The sequence below is a fragment of the Leptospira adleri genome (assembly GCF_002811985.1).
Lineage (GTDB): Bacteria > Spirochaetota > Leptospiria > Leptospirales > Leptospiraceae > Leptospira > Leptospira adleri.
Window position 1 is genome coordinate 40,042 of record NZ_NPDU01000027.1, and the last position, 21,116, is coordinate 61,157.

General features: G+C 43.5%; 23 protein-coding genes and 1 pseudogene. 10 read left to right on the top strand and 14 right to left on the bottom strand.

Annotation, left to right across the window (positions count from 1 at the left end; genetic code table 11):
• Positions 1–17 precede the first annotated feature (17 nt).
• Positions 18–1,013, top strand: a complete 996-nt coding sequence (locus CH376_RS11955; RefSeq protein ID WP_100787543.1) for a hypothetical protein — start codon at positions 18–20, stop codon at positions 1,011–1,013.
• 520 nt (positions 1,014–1,533) lie between these two features.
• Positions 1,534–2,127 (top strand): DUF4256 domain-containing protein, encoded by a 594-nt coding sequence (locus tag CH376_RS11960; RefSeq protein ID WP_100787568.1) that lies wholly within the window; start codon positions 1,534–1,536, stop codon positions 2,125–2,127.
• A 73-nt stretch (positions 2,128–2,200) separates the two neighbouring features.
• Here CH376_RS11960 and CH376_RS11965 read toward each other — a convergent pair whose 3' ends face one another.
• From CH376_RS11965 to CH376_RS11995, 7 genes are all read right to left on the bottom strand, one after another.
• Entirely contained in the window at positions 2,201–2,626 is a 426-nt protein-coding gene (locus tag CH376_RS11965; protein WP_243394848.1) for a C40 family peptidase, read from the bottom strand.
• A gap of 100 nt (positions 2,627–2,726) precedes the next feature.
• Positions 2,727–3,752 carry a hypothetical protein gene (locus tag CH376_RS11970; protein ID WP_165781831.1) on the bottom strand — a complete coding sequence of 342 codons (1,026 nt, stop codon included), beginning with the start codon at positions 3,750–3,752 and terminating at the stop codon, positions 2,727–2,729.
• 137 nt (positions 3,753–3,889) lie between these two features.
• A complete protein-coding gene (locus CH376_RS11975) occupies positions 3,890–4,873 on the bottom strand; it encodes an alpha/beta fold hydrolase (RefSeq protein ID WP_100787545.1) in 984 nt (327 codons plus the stop codon).
• A gap of 161 nt (positions 4,874–5,034) precedes the next feature.
• Positions 5,035–5,859 carry an SDR family NAD(P)-dependent oxidoreductase gene (locus tag CH376_RS11980; RefSeq protein WP_100787546.1) on the bottom strand — a complete coding sequence of 275 codons (825 nt, stop codon included), beginning with the start codon at positions 5,857–5,859 and terminating at the stop codon, positions 5,035–5,037.
• Positions 5,856–6,686, bottom strand: a complete 831-nt coding sequence (locus CH376_RS11985) for a metal-dependent hydrolase (RefSeq protein WP_100787547.1) — start codon at positions 6,684–6,686, stop codon at positions 5,856–5,858. Before CH376_RS11985 ends, CH376_RS11980 begins: the two co-directional genes overlap by 4 nt.
• A gap of 123 nt (positions 6,687–6,809) precedes the next feature.
• On the bottom strand, positions 6,810–7,784 hold the full coding sequence (locus CH376_RS11990; protein ID WP_100787570.1) for a M24 family metallopeptidase: 975 nt from the start codon (positions 7,782–7,784) through the stop codon (positions 6,810–6,812).
• 97 nt (positions 7,785–7,881) lie between these two features.
• Positions 7,882–8,979, bottom strand: coding sequence for a helix-turn-helix domain-containing protein (locus CH376_RS11995; RefSeq protein WP_100787548.1), 1,098 nt, complete (start codon positions 8,977–8,979; stop codon positions 7,882–7,884).
• A 116-nt stretch (positions 8,980–9,095) separates the two neighbouring features.
• On the opposite strand from CH376_RS11995, the gene CH376_RS12005 reads away from it, so the two are divergent.
• The 4 genes from CH376_RS12005 (at position 9,096) to CH376_RS12020 (ending at position 11,636) form a co-directional block, all read left to right on the top strand.
• Positions 9,096–10,376: a citrate/2-methylcitrate synthase gene (locus CH376_RS12005; RefSeq protein WP_100787550.1), complete on the top strand. Its 1,281-nt coding sequence runs from the start codon at positions 9,096–9,098 to the stop codon at positions 10,374–10,376.
• Positions 10,377–10,382: 6 nt separating this feature from the next.
• Positions 10,383–10,766 carry a HEPN domain-containing protein gene (locus tag CH376_RS12010; RefSeq protein ID WP_100787551.1) on the top strand — a complete coding sequence of 128 codons (384 nt, stop codon included), beginning with the start codon at positions 10,383–10,385 and terminating at the stop codon, positions 10,764–10,766.
• Complete coding sequence (locus CH376_RS12015) at positions 10,763–11,110, top strand: nucleotidyltransferase domain-containing protein (protein WP_100787552.1); 348 nt, start codon at positions 10,763–10,765, stop codon at positions 11,108–11,110. Before CH376_RS12010 ends, CH376_RS12015 begins: the two co-directional genes overlap by 4 nt.
• A gap of 136 nt (positions 11,111–11,246) precedes the next feature.
• Positions 11,247–11,636 (top strand): DUF3703 domain-containing protein, encoded by a 390-nt coding sequence (locus CH376_RS12020; RefSeq protein WP_100787553.1) that lies wholly within the window; start codon positions 11,247–11,249, stop codon positions 11,634–11,636.
• A gap of 398 nt (positions 11,637–12,034) precedes the next feature.
• Here CH376_RS12020 and CH376_RS12025 read toward each other — a convergent pair whose 3' ends face one another.
• From CH376_RS12025 to CH376_RS24035, 3 genes are all read right to left on the bottom strand, one after another.
• Positions 12,035–13,024: a cytochrome-c peroxidase gene (locus CH376_RS12025; protein WP_100787554.1), complete on the bottom strand. Its 990-nt coding sequence runs from the start codon at positions 13,022–13,024 to the stop codon at positions 12,035–12,037.
• A gap of 82 nt (positions 13,025–13,106) precedes the next feature.
• Positions 13,107–14,072, bottom strand: coding sequence for an MBL fold metallo-hydrolase (locus CH376_RS12030; protein WP_100787555.1), 966 nt, complete (start codon positions 14,070–14,072; stop codon positions 13,107–13,109).
• 1,016 nt (positions 14,073–15,088) lie between these two features.
• On the bottom strand, positions 15,089–15,337 hold the full coding sequence (locus CH376_RS24035) for a hypothetical protein (protein ID WP_125231987.1): 249 nt from the start codon (positions 15,335–15,337) through the stop codon (positions 15,089–15,091).
• A gap of 613 nt (positions 15,338–15,950) precedes the next feature.
• On the opposite strand from CH376_RS24035, the gene CH376_RS12045 reads away from it, so the two are divergent.
• Entirely contained in the window at positions 15,951–16,481 is a 531-nt protein-coding gene (locus CH376_RS12045) for an LBL_2463 family protein (RefSeq protein WP_420843548.1), read from the top strand.
• Positions 16,482–16,488: 7 nt separating this feature from the next.
• Positions 16,489–17,424, top strand: a complete 936-nt coding sequence (locus CH376_RS12050; RefSeq protein ID WP_100787559.1) for an LIC10906 family membrane protein — start codon at positions 16,489–16,491, stop codon at positions 17,422–17,424.
• Positions 17,425–17,428: 4 nt separating this feature from the next.
• On the opposite strand, the gene CH376_RS12055 is transcribed toward CH376_RS12050, so the two are convergent.
• Positions 17,429–17,830, bottom strand: a complete 402-nt coding sequence (locus CH376_RS12055; RefSeq protein WP_100787560.1) for an XRE family transcriptional regulator — start codon at positions 17,828–17,830, stop codon at positions 17,429–17,431.
• A gap of 397 nt (positions 17,831–18,227) precedes the next feature.
• On the opposite strand from CH376_RS12055, the gene CH376_RS12060 reads away from it, so the two are divergent.
• Both CH376_RS12060 and CH376_RS12065 read left to right on the top strand, forming a co-directional pair.
• Positions 18,228–18,440: a hypothetical protein gene (locus CH376_RS12060; RefSeq protein ID WP_100788109.1), complete on the top strand. Its 213-nt coding sequence runs from the start codon at positions 18,228–18,230 to the stop codon at positions 18,438–18,440.
• A complete protein-coding gene (locus CH376_RS12065) occupies positions 18,433–18,735 on the top strand; it encodes a hypothetical protein (RefSeq protein ID WP_100787562.1) in 303 nt (100 codons plus the stop codon). The genes CH376_RS12060 and CH376_RS12065 overlap by 8 nt, the downstream gene beginning before the upstream one ends.
• 844 nt (positions 18,736–19,579) lie before the next feature.
• Here the strand turns inward: CH376_RS12065 and CH376_RS12075 are convergent.
• The 3 genes and pseudogenes from CH376_RS12075 to CH376_RS12080 all read right to left on the bottom strand — a co-directional run.
• Positions 19,580–19,978, bottom strand: coding sequence for a hypothetical protein (locus tag CH376_RS12075; protein ID WP_243398265.1), 399 nt, complete (start codon positions 19,976–19,978; stop codon positions 19,580–19,582).
• Positions 19,979–20,006: 28 nt separating this feature from the next.
• Positions 20,007–20,381 (bottom strand): hypothetical protein, encoded by a 375-nt coding sequence (locus tag CH376_RS24430; protein WP_207767211.1) that lies wholly within the window; start codon positions 20,379–20,381, stop codon positions 20,007–20,009.
• 187 nt (positions 20,382–20,568) lie between these two features.
• Positions 20,569–20,763 (bottom strand): annotated as a pseudogene (locus CH376_RS12080) (hypothetical protein); the annotation flags it as partial.
• Between the last annotated feature and the right edge of the window lie 353 nt (positions 20,764–21,116).

Here is a 21,116-nt window from a genome sequence, read left to right on the forward strand (position 1 = left end):
AGAGGATGTTGTAGTTCATGAATAAAAATTTCACAAAAATAATCTGTCTTTCCTTGTTGGCGTTCCAGTTTTATACGTGCAAAAAGGAAAGTTCAGACGACACGAGCGCTCTGTTGCTCCTTGGTATTGCAATGAGCGCGAATGAAAACGCCGCAAAAACGAGCGTTCAAGTAAGATCCGCGGTTGCCGGATTATCGAATTCGATCAGCTCCGGGATTCAAGGCGGAGTAGCCACAAATTTTAATTTTTCCGTTCCTAAAATGGAAAAAAATAAATTAGCCGCGTATGTTCAAAAAAAATCCAGCGTCGCAGTTCTTAAGCAAAAAGTGCAATCCTTCCCTACGGCCCTCACAAGAGATTCCGGAACTTGTTCCGCAAATTCTTGTTCGGCTACCTTGAGCGGCACCATTAATTGTACGATCGGAGGAAGCCCTTCCGGTACGGTTACCTTGGATAAAATGAAAATCGTTTATACATCCGGAATGGGAGCGGGAGGAATGTCGTTTTCCATGAACATGGACGGAAAAGCGAAGATGGATAAATGTGCATCACAATCCAACGATTGGTTCAATTTTCCAAGTCTGACTTCTTCGGTTACAACGGGAGATCTCACGGTTACCGGAGATTCTAAAATCGAATTCGCGAGCGCGGATATGGCGGCTCAAACCATGACCATCAATTATGTTGAGAAAAATACCACCTCTTCCGCAAATATGGCGATCAACGGCGGAGCAGCCCAGAGCGTTAACGTTACTCAGAACGTAAGTTTGGAAGTGGTTAGTAAACCGACGATTACTGAAAACCCTACCTTTTCGAACAACAACTTCAAGTTCAAGGCAAGTTACGTCGACGTATTGACCGGAAGCGTCTCTGTAACCGGCAGCGTTGGAGGAGGAAACGTGAGTGTAAGTAGAACCTATAACAAGGATAAATTCACTTACGATGTGGCTTGTGATATTAAAATCAGTACCGATAATCAACTTTCAGGCGATTGTAAAATTACGGTAAAATAAGACCGAAAGTAAAGGTCTTCTCTCCTTTAGGTTCTCCGTCCTTAAATTTCTACGGGACGGAGAATTTTACGCACATATTCGATCCTTTCTTTTTGGAAGGATTCCTGAGTCCATTCCCGTTTAAAATTTCGTCATCTCTCTCACGAGAACGAACGTTCGAGAACCTCGTCCGTCAAATTTCAATCTTCCTTTTTTACGCTTCTGAAAACGAATTGAGCCTCCGCCTAAAGAAATCGGAACGCGTCATTTAGGAACGGTATCGAGTGAACTTGATTCCTGTAACATTCGCAAGAATCAAACTTCCCTTTACGCGTAACGTTCGCATCGCGCGAAGCGCAACATAAAGGAAGAATCAAAAAGTCGAAGACGCAAAACTTTTTCTTTTTAGAAAACGGCGTCGTTGAATCCGCGTTTGGCTTGCATTTTCGGACAATCGTCCTTACAACCGAATATGGACTTAGGCGATTTTCTTCGCGCGCAAAAATATAGTTTACCCCGATTTTCAACGGAAAGAAATAATATGACAAAAAACAAAAACGCAAAGAATAAGAATCGCGGTCAAAAAGAACTCGCGCCGGGACAAATTGAAATTCTTCTCAAAACCTTAAAGAACCGATTCGAGAAAAATCAAAACCGTCACAAAGGGATCGAATGGAACAAGGTGGAGACAAAGTTGAAAGACTACGCGGAGAAACTGTGGTCACTCGATCGGATGGAAGAAAGCGGCGGCGAACCGGACGTCGTAGGTTACGATAAAAAAACAGGCGAATACGTTTTCTTTGATTGTGCGGCGGAAAGTCCGAAAGGGCGCAGAAGCGTTTGTTACGATCGGGAGGGACTCGAATCCAGAAAGGAACACAAACCGGAAGACAGTGCGATTGATATGGCCGTTTCTATGGGAATTGAATTGTTAAGCGAAGAAGAATATCGAGAACTACAAACGTTAGGCGAATTCGACGCGAAAACTTCGAGCTGGATCAAAACTCCTCCAAGCATCCGAAAATTAGGCGGCGCGCTTTTCGCGGATTTCCGATACGGCAGCGTTTTTGTTTATCACAACGGCGCTCAGTCTTATTACGCGGTGAGAGGCTTCCGAGGTTCGTTGCGGGTTTAAGCTCGGCAAAGCGGATCCACTTCGTTTAACAAAAGTTTCGTTTGATAAGCGCCTTTTTGGTCCAATCGAATGATCAGAGCCTTCCCGAAGAAGTATAATATTTCTTATAATATTCTTCTTCTAAGGAATTGATCGTCACTCCTCGCTTGGTCGAAGCGTGAGCGAATTTTTTATCTTTCAGATAAATACCCACGTGACTCACCTTGTTTCCGGAAATGGAAAAGAAGATCAGATCTCCTTCCCTCAAATCTTCCTTCGATACCGGATTGGTTCGAGGGACCATCGTATAACTCGGACCGCTGAGATTCGATCCGTAAACTTTGGATAAGATCCTGCTCGTAAAGCTGGAACAATCGATTCCGGATTCGTCCGTTCCGAAATCCTTATAGGGCGTTCCCAACCAACGATAGACTTCTTGATACAGAAGAATCGTATCTTTCGGACCGATGGAAATTTTATGATGCAGCAGGAAATAATTCCGAAATTCGGCCTCTTCCAAATTCTTCTTTTCTCCGTGTAAGATCGCGAAACAAATCAAAAAAATACACGGAGCCGAAAAGAGAACGAGCCTGGAGGGAAACATTCTAAGGTTAGACGTTTTAGAAGTTCACTCCGCCGAAAACCATGATCTCTAAAAATCCGAAATTCTGACTCGCACGATCCTTGGAACGTCCGGTTGTAAAGATATTCGGAAGGTCGATATATCCTCCCTTCGCGCCGAATTCGAAGAAGAATGATTTGTAAAGATCCGTTCTTCCCGCGACGTAACCCGAAACTCCGTAACCCGATGCGTGAAAGTGGTTGTTTTTCCCTTCCCCGAACAGACGTACATCGCTTCGCGCGATGATCGGACCGCCTCCAACCGAAGAAACAAAACTGAACGCATTTTCTCCGTTAGACGAAACCCAAAGAGGCTGCACCGTACCTACGTCGACATAAAGAAAATTCAAGCCGTCGGTATGTTCAAATTTCAAAAAGTCGGGAGTTACGTTGATGGTTTCCCCGTTGTGATAACCTTCCAAACGTTTGTATGCGTCCGGAAAAAGATAAAGATAAACCGCCATATCGGAAGCCGTTCCGAGATGAGCCCTCTGAATCGCAAGCGGATCGATATAACCGTTGATGTTTGCGGCTTGTCCCCGGCTCATCACGTATTTCATATGATCCTGACCGAAGGCGATAAAAAATTTATCCGCGAAATAATACGTTAGGCGAAAGTTGTATTGCGGAATTTCCCAAAGACTCGGATTGAGATATACGGATGCGTCGAGTTTTTCGGGTTTATCTTTTGCAACCACGTCTTTGAGAGTGAAGTTATAACCCGGACCTTTGAAAGTGATATCGCTCTGAGTGTAATAGTCGCGGTTGTATCCCCACTGAAAACTCCACGTTCCCTTACGTTGATCCACCCTTCTTTCGGCTTCGGTTTTTTTAGGATCCACCGGGGCGGGAAGAGTTTCGGTTTTAATCTCCGCGTTCGCCTGAGCGAAGGGAACCACGTCTTGAAAATCCTTCTCTTTCGATTTTGTTTCCGCAAAAATCGGAAGAACTGAAAAACAAAAAAGGAAAACGGTAAGAATTGATCGGATTGAAATCGTTTGATTTCTAAGTTGTATCTGTTTCATGCGGCGGGTAAGTCGTTCGAATCTAGTATATCAAAATACTAAAATTACCCGAGTAAGCCCTCTGGCTATGTTTTTTTCATTCTACGCTGTTTCAAATTTTAAAGCAGAATCCATCTCTCAAGCCATACGCCGACCTGTCAGGAGAATCTTCGATTGGAAATCTTTTGAGAAGAGTTTCGATTCACGAAGTTACGTATCTCGGCGCTTACAAGGTCCGGCTTTTCTTTCTGAATCCAATGATTGGAATCGATAAACGTAGTTTCGAGCGAATCGCAGATCGCCGCGTGAGATACGTAACACTCCGGACCGATCGCCATATCTCGAATCGGAACGAGAAGCCGAACAGGAACGGATATCCTTTCCGGAGTGGGAAATTTTTTTCCACGGATGAGTTCTCTGTATAAGTTGATCGGATAGAGCGCGCTTTTAAGAATTTCGCGTCTCGTAAAACTTCGCATCGGATCTCCTTTCGGAATCTCAGCCTCGTGCATGAGAAACTTCCACACAAACAGGGTGAACATAGAAATCAGAAATTCAGGAAGCAAAGGAATCTGAAAAAATACTATATACCAGGACTTCAGCGATTGTCTGAGCGAGGTCAGGATCTTTTTCGGATTCAAACTGAAAAAATAACGGAACATCAGATTTCTCGCGACGATAGGATGCGGACCGCCCATTGCAGTATAAGAAAGAATCCGCTTTGAAAATTCGGAATCTCCCACAAAGGCCCATGAAAGAAGAGCGCCCCAATCGTGCGCCACAAGATGGACCGGTCTTCCGTTTCCTAAAAAACGAATCACCGCTTCAAAGTCTTGGAAGACGACTTGCGCGTTGTAATCTTTTTGTTTCTTCGGTTTACTCGAATTCCCCGCGCCTCTGAGATCGAAAGCGCCCACGTTGAATTCTTCGCTTAACAATTCCAATTGCCGATCCCATGTGGAGTGTTCGTCCGGATATCCGTGAACGAATAGGATCGTTTCCCTTTCGGGTCTTTCCGCGGCGGTCGTGTTGTATTTCAGAAAAAGATCCAAATTCCCGTTACGGACCGAGGTCGTCCTAAACGGAAGAATCACTTTCGTTTTTTTGAATGTCTTTTGTTTTTCGGACGATAAAGTTATCATTTCATTTTCCGTTTTAAGAGATCGATCGTGCCTGGACGAAACGGCTTTCGGTAATTTCCGGATTTTCCCGTCTGAACTTTAAAATAAGAACCGAAGGGACACGATGTCGCTTATCAAAATCGTATCCGCAAATACACGATAAATTCTTAATATATTAATTCTTAGAACCTGTCGCTGAGACTCGTGACCTTATGGACGATATTCGGCGTCATGCGGCTGAAAAAACTGATGGTCTTGGATTTTATTCCGGGAAAGACGTGCAGTTTTCTTTTTTCCATTCCTTTCACGATCGCTTTTACGACGGCGATCGGGCTGTCCACGATTCCCATCGGAATCTCCTGTTGTTTTCCGAACTGCTGCGATTTGAGAATCCCCGTATCCGCAAAGAAAGGATATACGTTCGTAACCGCGATCCCCTTTTTGCGGAGATCCGCGTCCATAGCCTCGCCCATCGCGCGTATTCCGAATTTGGAAATCGAATAATAGATCAATTCCCCTGCGGCGACATGACCTGCGACCGAAGAAAGATTTACAATCTGTCCTTGTTTTCTTTCCAACATCGCCGGCACAAACAAACGACTCAGATGGATCGGAGCGTAGAGATTCACGTCCAGGATAAGATTCCAGTTTTTATCGGGAACGTCCAGAAGTCCGCCTTTGAACGCAAGCCCCGCGTTGTTTATCAGGACGTCCACTCCCCTCGGAGAAAGGTTTAGAGTATTCTGATATACATCCTTACAACCTTCCTGCGTCTGCAGATCTCCGGAAAAACTTCCTAAGATCTTTCCCACGCGTTTAGGATGGAAACCGTTCTTACCGTTTTCGATCCACTTTCTCTGAAGATAAAAATCCGCGTCCGTACTCGGGGCCTTGAGATCCGTAAGAATCAAATCGGCTCCCTTTTCCAAAAGTTGTTTTGTAAGTTCTCTACCGAAACCTCCGTTGGCTCCGGTGATTAAGATCGTCTTCTCTTTCAATTTGCTCATGTTGCTTCTCTGTATTGGTGTTCTTGTGATGAAAAAATTTCTTTGGCTAAGTGGAGATTGTCCTCTTCGTCGGGATGAAAGGAGACTCCGAAATATCGAAACGCGGCCCGCATCGTCAACGGAAGAACTTTCTCTTTCGTGAAGAGAAGTTGAAAGAGTTCTTTCTGAGTTTGCAATTTAAAAAGAATCCCGTCCTGCCAAAGAAACATCAATACCGCGATAAAGGTGAACGCGAAAAAGATTCCCGATGCGATACACATTCCGAAAACACGGATCCAATAACTCTTCGTGACTTCTTTCAAAACGTCGAAGGCGGCGGACTTGTGCTCCAACTCCTCCGCTGCGTGCCATTCGAAGAGCCTTCTCATCTCCGGATGCGCCGGTTTGAGAAGACCGCTTCTTAAACCGAGATCTGCTACGAGCGAGGTGTAGTGTTCCAGTCCGGCGACTGCGGCGAGATTCATTCTTTCGGAAAAAAGTTTTTCCAAAAGACCGAAGGCGAACCAAACCACAAAATTCATAAAACCTTCGAAACGATAACCTTGGTTCTTCAGATTCTGCCAGAATTTTTTGTGTTCTCCCGCGTGTTGCGCTTCCTGACCCACGAAGGCGATCGCGTTTCTTTTAACCTTTCCTTCTTTGAGACTCGGAATGTGTTTCTGAATCGTTCTGATAAAGTATTTCTCCCCTTCGGGAAAGAGGATCGTCCACGCGTTCAGAACGTGCGTAAGAGAGGCGCTTCCTCCGCACCAGTGTTTCGGAACGTCGTCCGAAAATTGAAATCTGGGTTTTCGAACCGGGTAGTCCGGTTTTTGGATCTGATTCATAATTCTTCCATTCGCATTGTTATTTTAGAATATTCTAATTTTCTTTAGCGCCTCAATCCGAACGGGCGGCGGAGTTCGCCTCGCAAGGAACGATCGTATTTCGGAATCCAAGTTCCGATTTTTTTACGCGGCTCCGACCCTCGGCTTCGGATTCTTTTTCGTTTTAGGAAGAGAAGAAACCTTTTTCACCTTTGAGATCCGTTCCTGTTTTTCCCAAAAACGAACGTGAGGCAGATCCTCGTCGAGCCAGAACGCATCGGAGTCGCTTACTACCAAGATCTCTTCCCATTTCACTCCGAAACTTTCCTCCTCTCGCGAACCGGAATAAATCTTTCCGATATGAGGCTCGACCGCCCAGAGCCCCGCGTCCGCGCGCGACTTTGTAAATTCTCCCCAGAGAGGAGAAGCGTTGGAGGAAGATGCGAAAATCCCTTTAAGAATTTGCGGCACCAAATAAAGAAACGTCTGCGGAGGAAAACCGAGAAACCTTCCAGCCGGAAAGTTCGAGGCCGGAACCCTTCCGACTTTGTGGCCCAAAACTCCGTTAGGATAAATCGTATGACAATTGGAATAACCCAGATCTTGAATGAGATCGTCGCAGGCCCGGTAGATATCGCCCATGGATCTTTCGGAACGGACCAGCTCCAGGATAAGAGTTCTGAATTCTTTGAGATCCTTGCGTCCCTGTTCCACTTCGGAATTTTTACCGAACGAGAAAGAATATCCCACGTCCGCGGTCACACCTTTCACGTTAGGCGCAACGTCTAAGATGACCGCCATTCCTTCCTTTAACTTTCGATCGGAAGGTTGAAACTGAAATCCGAAGTGAGGGAGAAGCCCTTCCCCTCCGATCCGCTTCCAAGTGAGCGGCCTTCTGAATCCGCGAAAACAAGTCCTGTCTCCGAACCACGCAAATCCGTAATGAAAGAAATTTTTTCCGCCTCTTTCGTAGATATAAGAATCGATCAGAGAAGCCGCCGTCTTTTCCGTCATTCCGACGACGAGACGCTCGCGAACCCACTCGACGGCATCGTATGCAAGTTTTTGCACGTTCTTAAAATCGTTCAGATCCGCGGAAGTATAATATTCGCGAGACATTCGGATTCTCCTTTCAAACTCTTTTTCGAGTTCGGTTCGGAGATTGTAACGCATGTCACAGGAGTAATCGTCCGATCTTATGATTTACGACCGATTTTTAGATTTTTTTTCTCCACTCGGCCGGAGTCATTCCCGCGATTTTTAAGAATTGAGCGTTGAACGTGGACTTCGTATTAAAACCGACTTCGAAACCGATGGACAGAATCGTCTTTTCAGGTTCTTCCAGAAGAATTTTTTTCGCCTCTTGAATCCGGAATCCGTTGATGAACTCGTTGAAATTCTTCTCGTATGTTTCGTTCAGAATCCTCGAAAGCTGATGCGGCGTGATCAGAAGTTTTTCGGCGAGATCCTGCATCCGCAATTCTTCCTCTCGATAGATTTTTTCCTCTTCCATAAGTTCAGTCAGACGAGTTCGGATCGCGTCCAAGTTGAGTCCGCCGAGTTGAGTTTTCTCGTATCGTTTTTGCTGTAATTCCAATTTGAGAGAATTGAAGAAGTTCGGATATCTCGCCGTGAATACAAAGACGAGTCCGTTGCCGAACGTCATCAACACGGAAGCGAACGCGAACAGTTTTGGAAAGTCCAAATAGAAGCCGATTCCGGAAAGTTGAACCGATACGATCGTGACGAGAAGAATCCAGGAGGCAAGTCTTGAGAGATGAAAGTCTATCTCCCGAAAAGATTTCCAAAAAAGATAAACCGAATAGAAACAATAGATTGTTAGGTGAAGATAGCCGATCCCGATCAGAAGAGAAATCGGACTTTTGCCCCGATGCACGAACGCGTCTTCTATGAGTTTCGATTTCGAATCCGTCGGATAAAGAAAAAAGATCAACTCGCAAAGAACGGCGAGATACGCCGGAAAAAAATGTCTCTTTAACGGGATCTTCTTCTCGAGAGCGAATTCCAACATTCTTCCCAAGACAAGAAGGAGCACGGGGCCCATCGCAAAAAGAGATGAAAAAAAGAAGATCCAGAGAAACGGATAAGCTCCCGTTCCCGGAATCGAAACCAAACCGATCCGAGATTCGACGGACGCCATAAGAAACGCCAAATAAAACATCCCGGTAAATTCTTCTCCGCGTTTGTGTTTAGCGAGTTCCGTGAAAAAAAGAAGGATACAATATCCCGGACCGAGTTGGATCAGAAATTGGAGACCGAGCCAGGATATATCCGGAGCTAAATTCGGGTTCATAGGAAATGCGAAAAGGAAAGCCGACCCCGAAGTTTTGTCCAGAAGAAACGGGAAAAATCAACGTTCCTAAAATTAGAAGAATTGACGCGTACCATTCTCCGAGGTTCCTTATCGGTATGAGTGAATTCATTGAAATCAAAGTTGGGGAGAAATCCTACCAGTTGCCATTGATCGCCGGAACGGATGGAAAAAAAGGGATCGATATTCGTGAACTCCATCAAAAGACCGGACTCATTTCCTACGATCCCGGTTTTTTTAATACCGCGTACGCAGTGAGCCGCATTTCCAGAAGGGATCCCGATTCGGGAGAACTTCACTACAGAGGATACGACGTCGCCGATCTCGTTCAACATTCCACCTTTGTGGAAACCAGTTATCTTTTGATCTACGGTAAACTTCCCACCGAACAACAACTCAAAGACTTCTCCTTAAAACTTTCCAAACATTCTTTGATCCACGAAGACATGATCAATCTTTTCGACGGCTTTCCCGGAAAAGGTCATCCTCTCGCGGTCCTTTCCGTGATGGTAACTTCTCTTTCCAGTTATTATCCGGAAGAATACGAAGAATCCCTCGACAAAGGGATCGATCATTCCGCAAGACTTCTCGCAAAGATCAGAACGATCGCGGCCTTCAGTTACAAAAAGATCGTGGGACAACCTTTCGTTTATCCTTTGGACAAACATCCTTATTGTACGAACTTTCTTTATATGTTGTTTTCGATTCCTTCCAAAGATCACGTTCCTAGCGAAGACGTGGATCGGATTCTCAATCAGCTCTGGATTCTCTACGCGGATCACGAACAAAACGTTTCCAACACTACGGTTCAGGTGATCGGTTCGACTCAGGCGAATCTTTTCGCCTCGATCTCTTCCGCGATCAACGCGCTCTGGGGTTCCAGAGAAGGCGGGCGTCAAGTCGCGGCGGTCGGTTTGATCGAGGACATCATCAAGTCGAGAAAGTCGGTCGCGGAATACTTCGAGAAGTTCAAAGGCGATTCGGAAAGGCTCTTTTCAAACGGTTTCGGTCACAAGGCCTACACCGCGAAAAGCAGAAGAGCGATCATCGCCGGAAAACTCTTTCACGAATTCTACAAAAAACATCCTCTCAATCCGATCGCCGAAGTCGCACTCAAGATCGACGAGTATATGCAAAATGATGAATATTACATCAATCAAAACCTTTACCCCAACCTTGAGTTTTACAGCGCCGTGATTTTCAATTCGATAGGAATTCCTAAAGAACTTTTTACCGCGATGCAGGTAATCGGAAAACTCCCGGGATGGCTCGCCCATTGGAGAGAACAACGCGTTTCCGGAAACTACAGTAAGGCTCGTCCGAAACAAATTTACACCGGAGAAATCGGAAGAAAATACGTTCCTCTTTCCGAAAGATAAAGCACGATGCAAAACCCGAGATGGAAAGACTGGCTCGCCCAAGCCGAAAGAGACTTGGAATGGGCGGAAGTGTCTCTCAATTCGGGTTTCTTTGCGCAAGCCTGTTTCGTCTGTCAGCAAGTGGGGGAAAAGGCTTTAAAGGCTCTTGCTTACTTTAGAGGCGCCGATCTTGTAAAGTCCCATTCCGTAAAGACGATCGCGAAAGAGCTGAATGAAAACGGAGAAATCGAATCCATCGGACAAAAATTAGATTTGTATTATATTCCCACCCGCTACCCCGATGCGTTTACGGACGGAGCGCCGTTCGAATACTTTGAAAAATCGCAGGCAAAAGAAGCCTTCGTATTTGCGGAAAAACTGATTCGCATCGTAAAAGAAAAAATCCGATGAGCGTAATCGTTTTCCCAAAAAGAGATCCCCTCGGAGGGATGACTCGAGAGGAGCTGATCCGAAACATTCAATCCGCTCTTCGGGAAAAAGTAAACAAGACGTTTTTATTCGGAAGCGTCGCAAGAAATTCTCAACACGCATACAGCGACGTGGATCTGATCGTGATCGCGAAAACGGATCTTCCCTTTTTAGAAAGACAGGAACTCTTCCCGGAACTTTTACGAATGCCGGTCGAATGGAACTTATTCGTTTATACGGAAGAAGAATGGGAAAAAATCCGGGAACAAAGCCGATATCCCGGTTTTTGGAAAACGGTCTTTGCGGAGATGATTCCTATTTTGTAATATACTTTTAGATATTGTAGATTCTCTCCGTAAAAATTCTTCTTCCAATTGAAAAAGTTTTTTTAAACAGCCCCTTTCTTCAAGACATTTGCTTCGTTTGATTCTATCATTCAAAAACCGTCCATAGAGAGGTCCTATGAATTTTAGAATGCCGAAACATTTCAAAGTCGCTTACAAAAAAGAACTGAACTCGTATCACGTCCGACTCAAAGAGAAGAATTGGATGGAGGCCTGGAAATTTTTAGAGAGGGCTCATCTGATTGGACAATATCATCCGTTGCCGCACACAGGAATCCATTTTAGAATGCTCGTCTTTGCGGTAAGAACCGCGAATTGGAAAGAATTTTTCGGACAACTCTTGCGACTTTCCGTCGGAGGTTTGGGATCCCTTTTCAATCGTGTTCCCGTTGGAAATACGGGCGGGGTGAATGTTCCGATCCTTGCCTCCCTTCCTCTTCCGGAAGATTTGCGGGAACTCCTCGCGAAAGCGGATACTTCGGGGAAAGGTTTGTCGGGGCTACGTTAGACTTTTTTCGGGTGATTTTTCTTTTCAGACGAAATCACCCAGGAAATTGAGGGAGCTCCCACGTTCCTTTGGAAGTCAAAATTCTTCTGTGGATTTGAAAAAGTAGGAACTCACACAACACCCAGAAAGTCAACCTTCGAAGAAAACCATTCCGTGATACCAAAAACGCGGGAGTTCCCGCACTCGTTTGGAAACCAAATTCTTCAAGGAAACATCAAAAAGTAGAAACGAATACCTTTATCAGAAAGATTCACTCTTATGCCGATTTTTCCGTGAGGCGTAGACCGGGGAGTTCCCGCAAATTCACCCGAAAAACGGCAAGGTCCAGAGGGCAAAAAAAGACCGGCTAATCGCGTTAGCAACCGCCGGCTGAATAGGTTTCAATTCTGTAAGTCCAGTTAATTAGACCGGTTCTTATCGGTCAACGCCTTCAAGAAAGTTACAATCGACTTTGTATCGGAATCCGAGAGGTCTTTTCCGAGCTGAAGATGGGCCATTTTCCGAACGGCTTCTTCCAAAGTTGCCACTTTCCCGTCGTGAAAATAAGGTCCGGTGATGGCTATATTACGAAGAGACGGAACTTTAAAGACAAAAGCGTCGGCCGCATTCTTCGTAACCCCGAGACGGCCCTTGTCCACGGTATTTTCATACGGATTTACCTGCCCCAGTTTTCGGAAAGAATTCCCTCCCAAAAGAGGACCTATGTGACAAGCGGTGCAACCCGTAGCCAGGAACGTTTCCAGACCTTCCTGTTCTTCGGAAGAGAGGGCTTTGTGATCCCCTCTTTGAAAATCGTCAAAACGGTCTTTGGTCACGAGAGTTCTCTCGAAAGCCGCGATCGCGCCCGCGAGATTTTCATAAGTGATTTTCTTTTCATCCTTAGGATACGCTTTTGCAAAGAGGTCTTGGTATTCTGCGATCGCACCGATTTTTTTCTCCACCTCTGCCGCGGACGGCATCGCCATTTCCACGGGGTTCAAAATCGGGCCTTTCGCCTGTTCCTTTAAGTCCTTCGCTCTTCCATCCCAGAATTGAGCGAGGTGAAAACCCGCGTTCAAAACGGTAGGAGAATTTCTGTCCCCATTCTTGCCAAACGCTCCCGGAGAAGTCGGGAGGTTGTCCACGCCTGCGCCCTTTCCGGCGACGTTGTGGCAGGAATTACAAGCCTGCGTATCGTTTGCCGAAAGTCTCTTTTCGAAATATAACTTTTCCCCGAGTTGGACCAGCTCCGGAGTATCGCCTTCTCCGCCGGGAATTTTATCCGGAATCGTTCCCAAGATCTTTTTGGAATCGTCGATCAGTTTCTTCGTCTTTTCAGACGGCCCGCAGGAAACCAAAACGGCCCCCAAAAGGACCAAAAATAAGGCCCCTAATGTAGATTGTTTCATACCAGTTCCTCTCTCCATTTTATTTTAGAATGATTCTAAAAGTGGATTCTATTTAGAATCGTTCTAAAAAACAATTATTTTTTCAAACCTTCTTTCGCTTTTTCCTCTCAATCTGAAAAACCAAACCCTGGGCGTTGATTTTAGAATCAAACCCGAGCAACATCTCCTCTCTTTCACCCAGGGCGATTCCCTGTGTGGAAATTTCTCTTTCTAAATAAGAGCGAATTCTTCCCGTACAAAATTCCAGAAGCGGCTCCCCTTCCAGACCGGATCTTTCACCGGAAGAAAGAATGTTCTGCATCGCATGAAGTCCTTGTTTCATTTGTCTCGCGCCGGAAGGAAGATCCTTCCAAACTCCGAAATGAGTTAGGTAGGCCTTGTCAGCCCCTGTGGAAAGAATTTTGTCCACGGTAATCATCGCCTCTTCGGAATCGAAATCCGTCGGCGTCGTGGACGGATATAAAACCGGATTTTTCCCAACCGCAAACTCACGATAACCGAGACCGAAAGAATCTCCCGTAAAAATTCCGTTACTCAGGGAATCGTATATGCAAAAATGATGATTTGCGTGGCCGCGTGTATAATAGAATTTGAATATTCTCCTTCCCCAAAGGATCTCTTCTCCGTCTTCGGGACTTCTCACGCGCTCCGAAGGAACGGGAACGATATCGCCGTAGAGTTTTTTGAAATTCTCCTCTCCGTAAACCTGGATCGAACTTTCGATGAGCCTCTCCGGCGAGACGAGATGTTTCGCCGCTTTTGGATGCGCGAGAATCGTAGCGTTCGGACAATGTTTTGCGAGAAGACCCGTTCCTCCCGCGTGATCCAGATGAACGTGAGTGACGATGATGTATTTTACGTCTTCGGGTTTTCGTCCCGCATTCTCCAATTCTTTCAAAAGAATCGGGACCGCGTGATTGGTATTGTTTTCTACGAACGCGGCCTCCTTACCTTCCAGAACGAGATAAGCGCAGGCGACTCCGGGAGAAATATAATCACAGTCGATTGTAAACAATCCTGGAAAGGGTTCTTTTTCAAAAGGCGGCATAAGATTCTCCTGAATTCAGAATCGAAAATTCTCAAACAAACGTCTCGTGTCTTCTTTCTATTTAAGAATCCAGTTATACCGGATCTCTCTGTTTGGAGCAAAGTCTATTTTACAAATCCTTTCTCTACAACTCCTTAATTTCTCCGATTTGTCCTTTCCGACGAATATTTCCAAACCATAGACCTGAATCCTTTCAAAACGGAAACTCGCTCGAATAGAAAATGCAATTTTCGTTCGATACAACGAGAAGATTTAGGAAAGAATCGAGAATCGATCTTTTTTACGCTCTTCGAGTAGGAATCGAGTTCTCGATCAATGATTCTTTCCTAATATATTTCTCTCCGCATCATCGCGCTTTTAAATCGATCGATCCTGCAAAAAACTGTCCCAATCTTTCCGTCGATGAAATCCCTTGATCCGAAACTAAGTTCGTTCCGGCAAAAGATAAATGGACGCCGAACGCGCTTTCTTTTAAAGGAGATTGAATCGCCCGGTAATTCTTAAGATAAAGAATTATTGGAAGATTTCGAACGATCCGCTCACAATCGTTTGTATTTAAGTCGGAAATTTTTTGATGAAAGCGATCTCTGAAAACAAGTGATTTTGTTTTAACTGAAGAATATGAGCGTTTTCTCATACACTCTATAGTCTTTCTTCTTACAAAAGCCCGATAAATTTCCGCTCTTAGAACTTTTCGAAAAAACTCACCGAAGATCGGATACGACGACTTGTCGAATCTAAGAAAGCGATAAGCGCCCGGCATGAGGGAAATACTGAACATTTGAAACGCACTCTGTCAACCAGAATAATCGCCGGAAGAATTCTTTTCAGGATGCTGAAACCTGTTTTGATAGGGGCGCATCCGTTTTTGTTTCAGATATAGGAACTGATCCCTGATCGAATCTTTCGAAGCGCCTTCGAACTCACGAAGGCCGACGATGAAGATAAGGTAAGCTCCATGAACATAAAATCGGAATCGGGGTTTAACGTTCCTTTCAAGTCGACATCAAGAAAGATCAGAACTTTTTAGAATATCCAAAACTAAAATATACGAAATTGGTTACAATCCTCTGCTGATTGTATCTTTCTTTCACGTATTGCCTAACGTTAGGATCCGAAAACGTTGCTTTGATTTGATCGTAAACGAACGTATTATCATAACCGTATAATTTCGAAGGATCCTGAACGTGACCGTCATGTGCAAGGCGCGTCGCGCCGTCGAAATAATTATGGTTGTCGTAGAGATGAACGTCGGGGCGATTCACGTGATTTCCGGAAACGAAAAAATTTTCAAGATGGAACTGAATAACACCGGAAAAAGCGGAAAGGTTTTCTCAAGTTCCCTTCGTATGAAACTTTAAAGGAAGGATCGAAGATCCATTCGGCTCAACCTTACTTCACAACTGTATAAACAATTTTCTAAGAAGAACTTCGTTCCAAGAAAACGTTGCTCTCAAGCTACCGAATGAACGAGCGAGGACACAAATTGCCGGAATGATTTTACGGAAGAACTCGACGCTCGCTTGAAAAGGGGAAAAAGATAATTCTAAATTCTAATCCGAAAAAAGGAACTGCATCGAATGTGATCCTGAAGAACGACGCGCTCTCACCGTCGCGCAACGTCGATCGTAAAGATTAAGATCCCAAAAATTCAAATCAAAGATAAAATAACGTAGAAAATCGCCAATTCGAAGCGAAAATTTGCCTTGAAAAAATAAATCTAATATGGGACATAATTATGTTATTATGACCCAAACAACTCAAGATTCAGTTTTAAATATTCATCAGTATTCCACTCCTCCGATCTTTTGGGAAAAAGATGCCTTTATTTGTCATTCTTTCCAGGCTTCCGATCCAAAACACTTTCATACGCTTCAAATGCTGAAGGACTTTGTTTATTCAATAAACATGAACGCAGGAAACGAATACCCCAGAAAGGACGACGGGTTGGATCCGTACACGACGTGGTTTTATGTAATCAACGAAAACGAACTTCTGTCTTGTATGCGCATCGTATTAAAAAAACCGGAGAATCTAATTCCATTAGAAAGTGCTCATTTAGCTGAGAATCCTGAAAAACAGTACAGGGTAAACGAGTCTAACGTGGCCGACTGGAATTCGGTCGCATTCGTATCATCCCTTAAGGGTGCGAAAGCCGCAAAATTAAACTTTGCCTGCGTTTCGGAATTTTGTCTAAATCAAAAATTTGACGTCGTCTACGGAATGTTTAACGATCGGAGGAAAGGAATCGGCAGAATCTATCTGGAAGCGGGAGCGCAAGTTTCAAAAAAATTTCCGGATAAGATTTCATTCCAAGATTTTAAAACCTTAGGCGAACCCGCCACATTCACAATCATAGAAATTGAAAAAAACAGTTTGCAAAAATTGTCCGAAATTCTACGATCGTGACAATTCTATGTCCTTCAACACATCCTATGAGATCATTCTTCTCAATGCGACATCCGCCTTACTCATCTTCTTGCTCGGACTCTATGTTCTTAACCCGATTCCCAACCGAAGAATCCAACTCTACTTTGGAATTCTCTGTCTTCTTCTCGGAGGATGGTTCCAATCGTTTATTCTTCGGGAAATTGTTCCTTTTTGGTCATACAACTGGCTGATCAATTGGGGATTGATTCCTTCGATTCCGATTCCGTTTATTCTTTATAAGATCACGACTTCGTACAATCAAAGAATGGAAAAGCCTATGGATTCAAAGAATTGGTTCAATCGAATCAACTTTGTATTCATCGGCTTTTTTATCGTTCACGCTTTCTTTTTGCAAACGCTCAAAATCACGTCCAAAGCGGACGAACGTTTCACTTTCGAAAGCAACTATATCTATAAGGCATTGCTTATATATTCCTTAACCGTAACTTTGATGTCTTTGGGAAAGTTGGGCCGAAATATAATCAAGGAAAAAGGAAGAGCAAAAACAAATGCAGTTTTATTGTTTCTTGGGACGATTCCGCCGATAATTTCTATATTAGTTTTTATCTATATTCGACCGACATTATACGGACTATTCTCGGGCGGTTATACCGCGATAGGATTCCTATTCGGAACTCTAATTTGGTCTGTAGCTATCATGAACTCAGACGCGTTTCAATTAAAGGATATAGAACCGTATCCGAAAAATCAACGAGTCTTGACCAAATTGACGATGCCGCTTTTTAATTTATCTTATTCGATCGTTGACAACAAATCTTGGATGACGGAAGTTTTTTCGAGAAAAATCCATTTTATGAAAATGGTGATCACAAAGGATACCGAGCTTGAGGATAACTACGAATACTCCCTCATGAAGCGAAGTTCCATTTTAGCAAGAATGTTCAGCGGCCACATAAAATGATTTTCTATCGTTTGTAGCTGTCGACGATCTTCTTGATCGCAGAAAGTTGATTTTCGGAAAGCTCCAAAAGACTCTCCACTAATTTTATCATACCCTTTCTATTCTCTAATTTTTGGATTAGACTGCTCTTCGCCTCGGATTTTTTCACTCGAGAAGAAGCAAGACCCGCTTCGAGAAGCATGTCTCCCTCTCCAACCTCAAACCAGCGATAGGAGATACTGTGGATATGCTCGAATAATAAAGCGGTCTTCGAGGAAACAGGTAATTTCCCCTTTAGCATTCTAGTGATCGCGGCGCCGGTTAACCCGATTGTTTCCGCCGTTTGCCCCTGATTCAGACCTTTCTCGTCTTTTAGGAATTTTAATACAACTTCAAGGCGTTCCTTTGGAAAATATTCTTTTTTCATTTTAACTTAGTTAATTTTTATATTTGACATTTTAATTTAGTCAAATTATGTTCGGAGAACACATTTTGACAATTCAGTTTGATAAGGTCCGGTATTAAGTCCTTCGAAAGAGCAAAATTGAAACAAACCACTCGATTGAAATTTCTCGCTTCGGTCAGCATCCGAATTCGTCACTGAAATGAATCTTAAATTTTGAATAAATCAACCTGAAACCATGAATCGACATACAATATTTCCGAATCAACCGAAGGAACTAAAAAGCGTCCGCTCAAACTTACTGTTAAGAAAAACCTCGAAAGAAGAAAATTCAAAGCCAAGCCTCAAACAACGTATGTAATTTCGGTGTGAAAAGACGGGATAACCAATGGATATCTTTTTAAATTTAAGGAATTCTCAGATGACTAGATATAAGCTCGAATCTTTAAAACAAAGCATGAAGCTCTTTGATTTGAAGAATTCGGAAGGCAAAGCCAGGAGCGATTCAGAGACTATAGATCTTCTACTAACAAGATGCGCCCTTCAAGAATATTATCTCGAAGAGCGAAACTTGTTGGAACGATATCACGTCTGGTTAGACGACCAGGGTCTTGAGGAATGGGCGTATGACTGAGACCTTATTTGAAACAAATACGGACCTGAAGGATGAATCGGAAGAAGTCACATTCCGAAAACTATTAAAAGATGATTTGATCGAGGCGTGCGTTAAAATAGCAAAAATGAAAAAGCCGATGGCGGAAATTGCACGAATGACAAAGCCACTTGGAATCCCCTACTACACTGTTTTCCATGTATTTATGGGAAAATCGAACCGTCCCGAAGTTTTAGAAATCCTAACCGAGCTTGGAATCCCGCATGGAAGAAAACCAATCCGAGAACTTCGAGAAAAGAAAATTAAAAATGGCTAAGTTTTCTTTATTGATATATTTTAAACAAAGAGCGAGCAGACTTTGTAATCTGATTCCTCTATTTTATTTGAGTCATTATTTCATTGGATTTATAGAGGGAAATTTAAACGTGCAATTCTTAAACCAAAAAGCTTTTGAGATAAATGAAAAAGATTTAGAAGGACGCGAGAAAATATTAGGCTTTGATCAAATCCTCTTAAATCGGAAAACAATTCAAAAATATTCAAACCAAAGGGCAATCCCTCGATTCTTGAAAAATCGAAATACAATCCAAACCGCGTCCTTCGATCTGGATTTTTTCTTTAAAATTCCGCAAAATCATCTGTAGGACTATTTTCGTTAAACCGAAATCTTCAAAGGTGAAAGGAAGTTTCACCTTCTGGTAAGGCGGCAAAAGAAATACCCAAAGCGCTTTTCAAGTTCTCTTTCACGTCAAACATTAAGATACTAGCAAGTATCGAAAAGGAACGGGAGCCTAAGAAGGGTCCCTATCGTACCTACGCATTCGATTTATGTACAAAAAAAAGTAGAAATAAAGAAACCAAAAAGAACATTCACGAACGGCCGTCTCAAATTCAATAACTCAATCGTAAATAACAATGGCTCGAGTCAACGGCAGTAGTTTCGATGGACACAATTCTGCGAATTGCACAGGCGGGTGAAAGGATACGGAAGAATTGCTCTTCATTCCGATAGTGTTCTCTTTGTGTCGTGCTCTATCAATTGTTGGACCCTTGCTTTCCATTCAGTTCCGAAGACAACTAAGCCCCGCTGATTTCATTGTCGGTTATGCAACAGTGTTCGAAAATTCCAACATTGTTAGCGCCTTTCAACGTACGTTTACTCATTGTGGTCTCTTCCTGTAGCCGCAGAAGGTCAAAATAGAGCCTATCAAAATAAGAAGAATTTCAACGCTAAGAATCATGTCATCATTCTTAAACTGAACTTTATAGCGTTGGGGGAAGAAAATCCGGACTAAACCCAAGAGCAAACCTGCCCATGCGACCAGCGTAATAAGAACGGGCCAATGAAGTGTCCAGAGGTTATGCGACCTAAGGATTGCCAAGCTCGCTGTGAAAATCAAAATGCCTGATAAGTAAACTAAAGGAGCAATTTGATCATTGTAAAGACTCGGATTCCAAAACCGCAACTCAGATGTCACCATCACGATAAGGACGGGACCAAGGATACAGGCGATTTTTTTTGAGTTATCAAATTTCATATCAGTATAAACAGTGACCAAAATAAATCCCTCTTTCTCCGACGTAAATTTATTTCTTCCAAAGCCCACACAACCAAGCACAGAGAATAATAATGATTCCCGCAAATATTCCTATAAAATTATTATGCCAAGCAGAAATCCAAATTAGAATTTGACCTCCGAATCGAATGCCTTCCAAACCGCGATTCATGAATTTTAGGATATAACTTCCTAAAGGAGAAGATGATAATTTCTCCCAATCTGCATAAAGCATCAGGTAGAGCGTAATTGTAATCGATGCGGAGAATGTTATCGTTAAACCGGTTAGCCACTGATGTTCCCAGAAAAAATATGTTGAGAGAATGCTCCCGAAAATATCCACAATCAACTTTGCTGGATGACTTTGGTGGAGCGTGAGTTTTTCTTTGAAAGTTAAATCAATCACTTTAATTTTACTCCTGATATTTTATCCGAACATTCATAATCGAAAAAATGAATTAAAACATTAGATCGCAGAAATATTATAGAACATCTGTATGTCCGCAATGAGACCATCTTTCAGAATAACCAAGATAAATCGTGAGAAGCAAATTTTCAAATGATAACTCTTTCTTTGAACAAATACGATGTCAGCCTGTGTATTTGTATCTGAATACATCAGGACCCGCCGAGTCGTTTCTCTGGATCTCACCATACGGTTTGTAAGAGATATGAGAAGTTCCGCCCATCTCTCCGCCTGCGATTCGATTTCCTTGTCCGTCGGTCACCATCGTGATCGAGCCCAAGTGATCCGGATGAAAAAAGATCATTCCCGAGACTGGAACGCCAGATGGCTCCGCCACCGCTTCCGCCAGGGCTGCGCGATGGATGGAGTTGTGGCCGGAATCATATATAGAGTTTATTTAGATGCGGGCGTTGCCGCTTCCGCGGCCGGGCTCTCAGCTTCGGTCAAGTTATTGGTAACTTCATTTTAAAACAGAGCCTTATCCGAACGTTCAATAACTTGACCACGCTTCCATCCCTAACGCAAGAGAGATTATAAATGTATTTTTTCTATAAAAGCTTTAAATCAGGAGTCTCCGTTACAACCCTCTCTAAGCAAAATTGCTACAGTCAACAAAGAGGGATCACCTGTTCTTTCATAATCTCCTAAAGCCAGTAAAACATTCAAATCACAGCT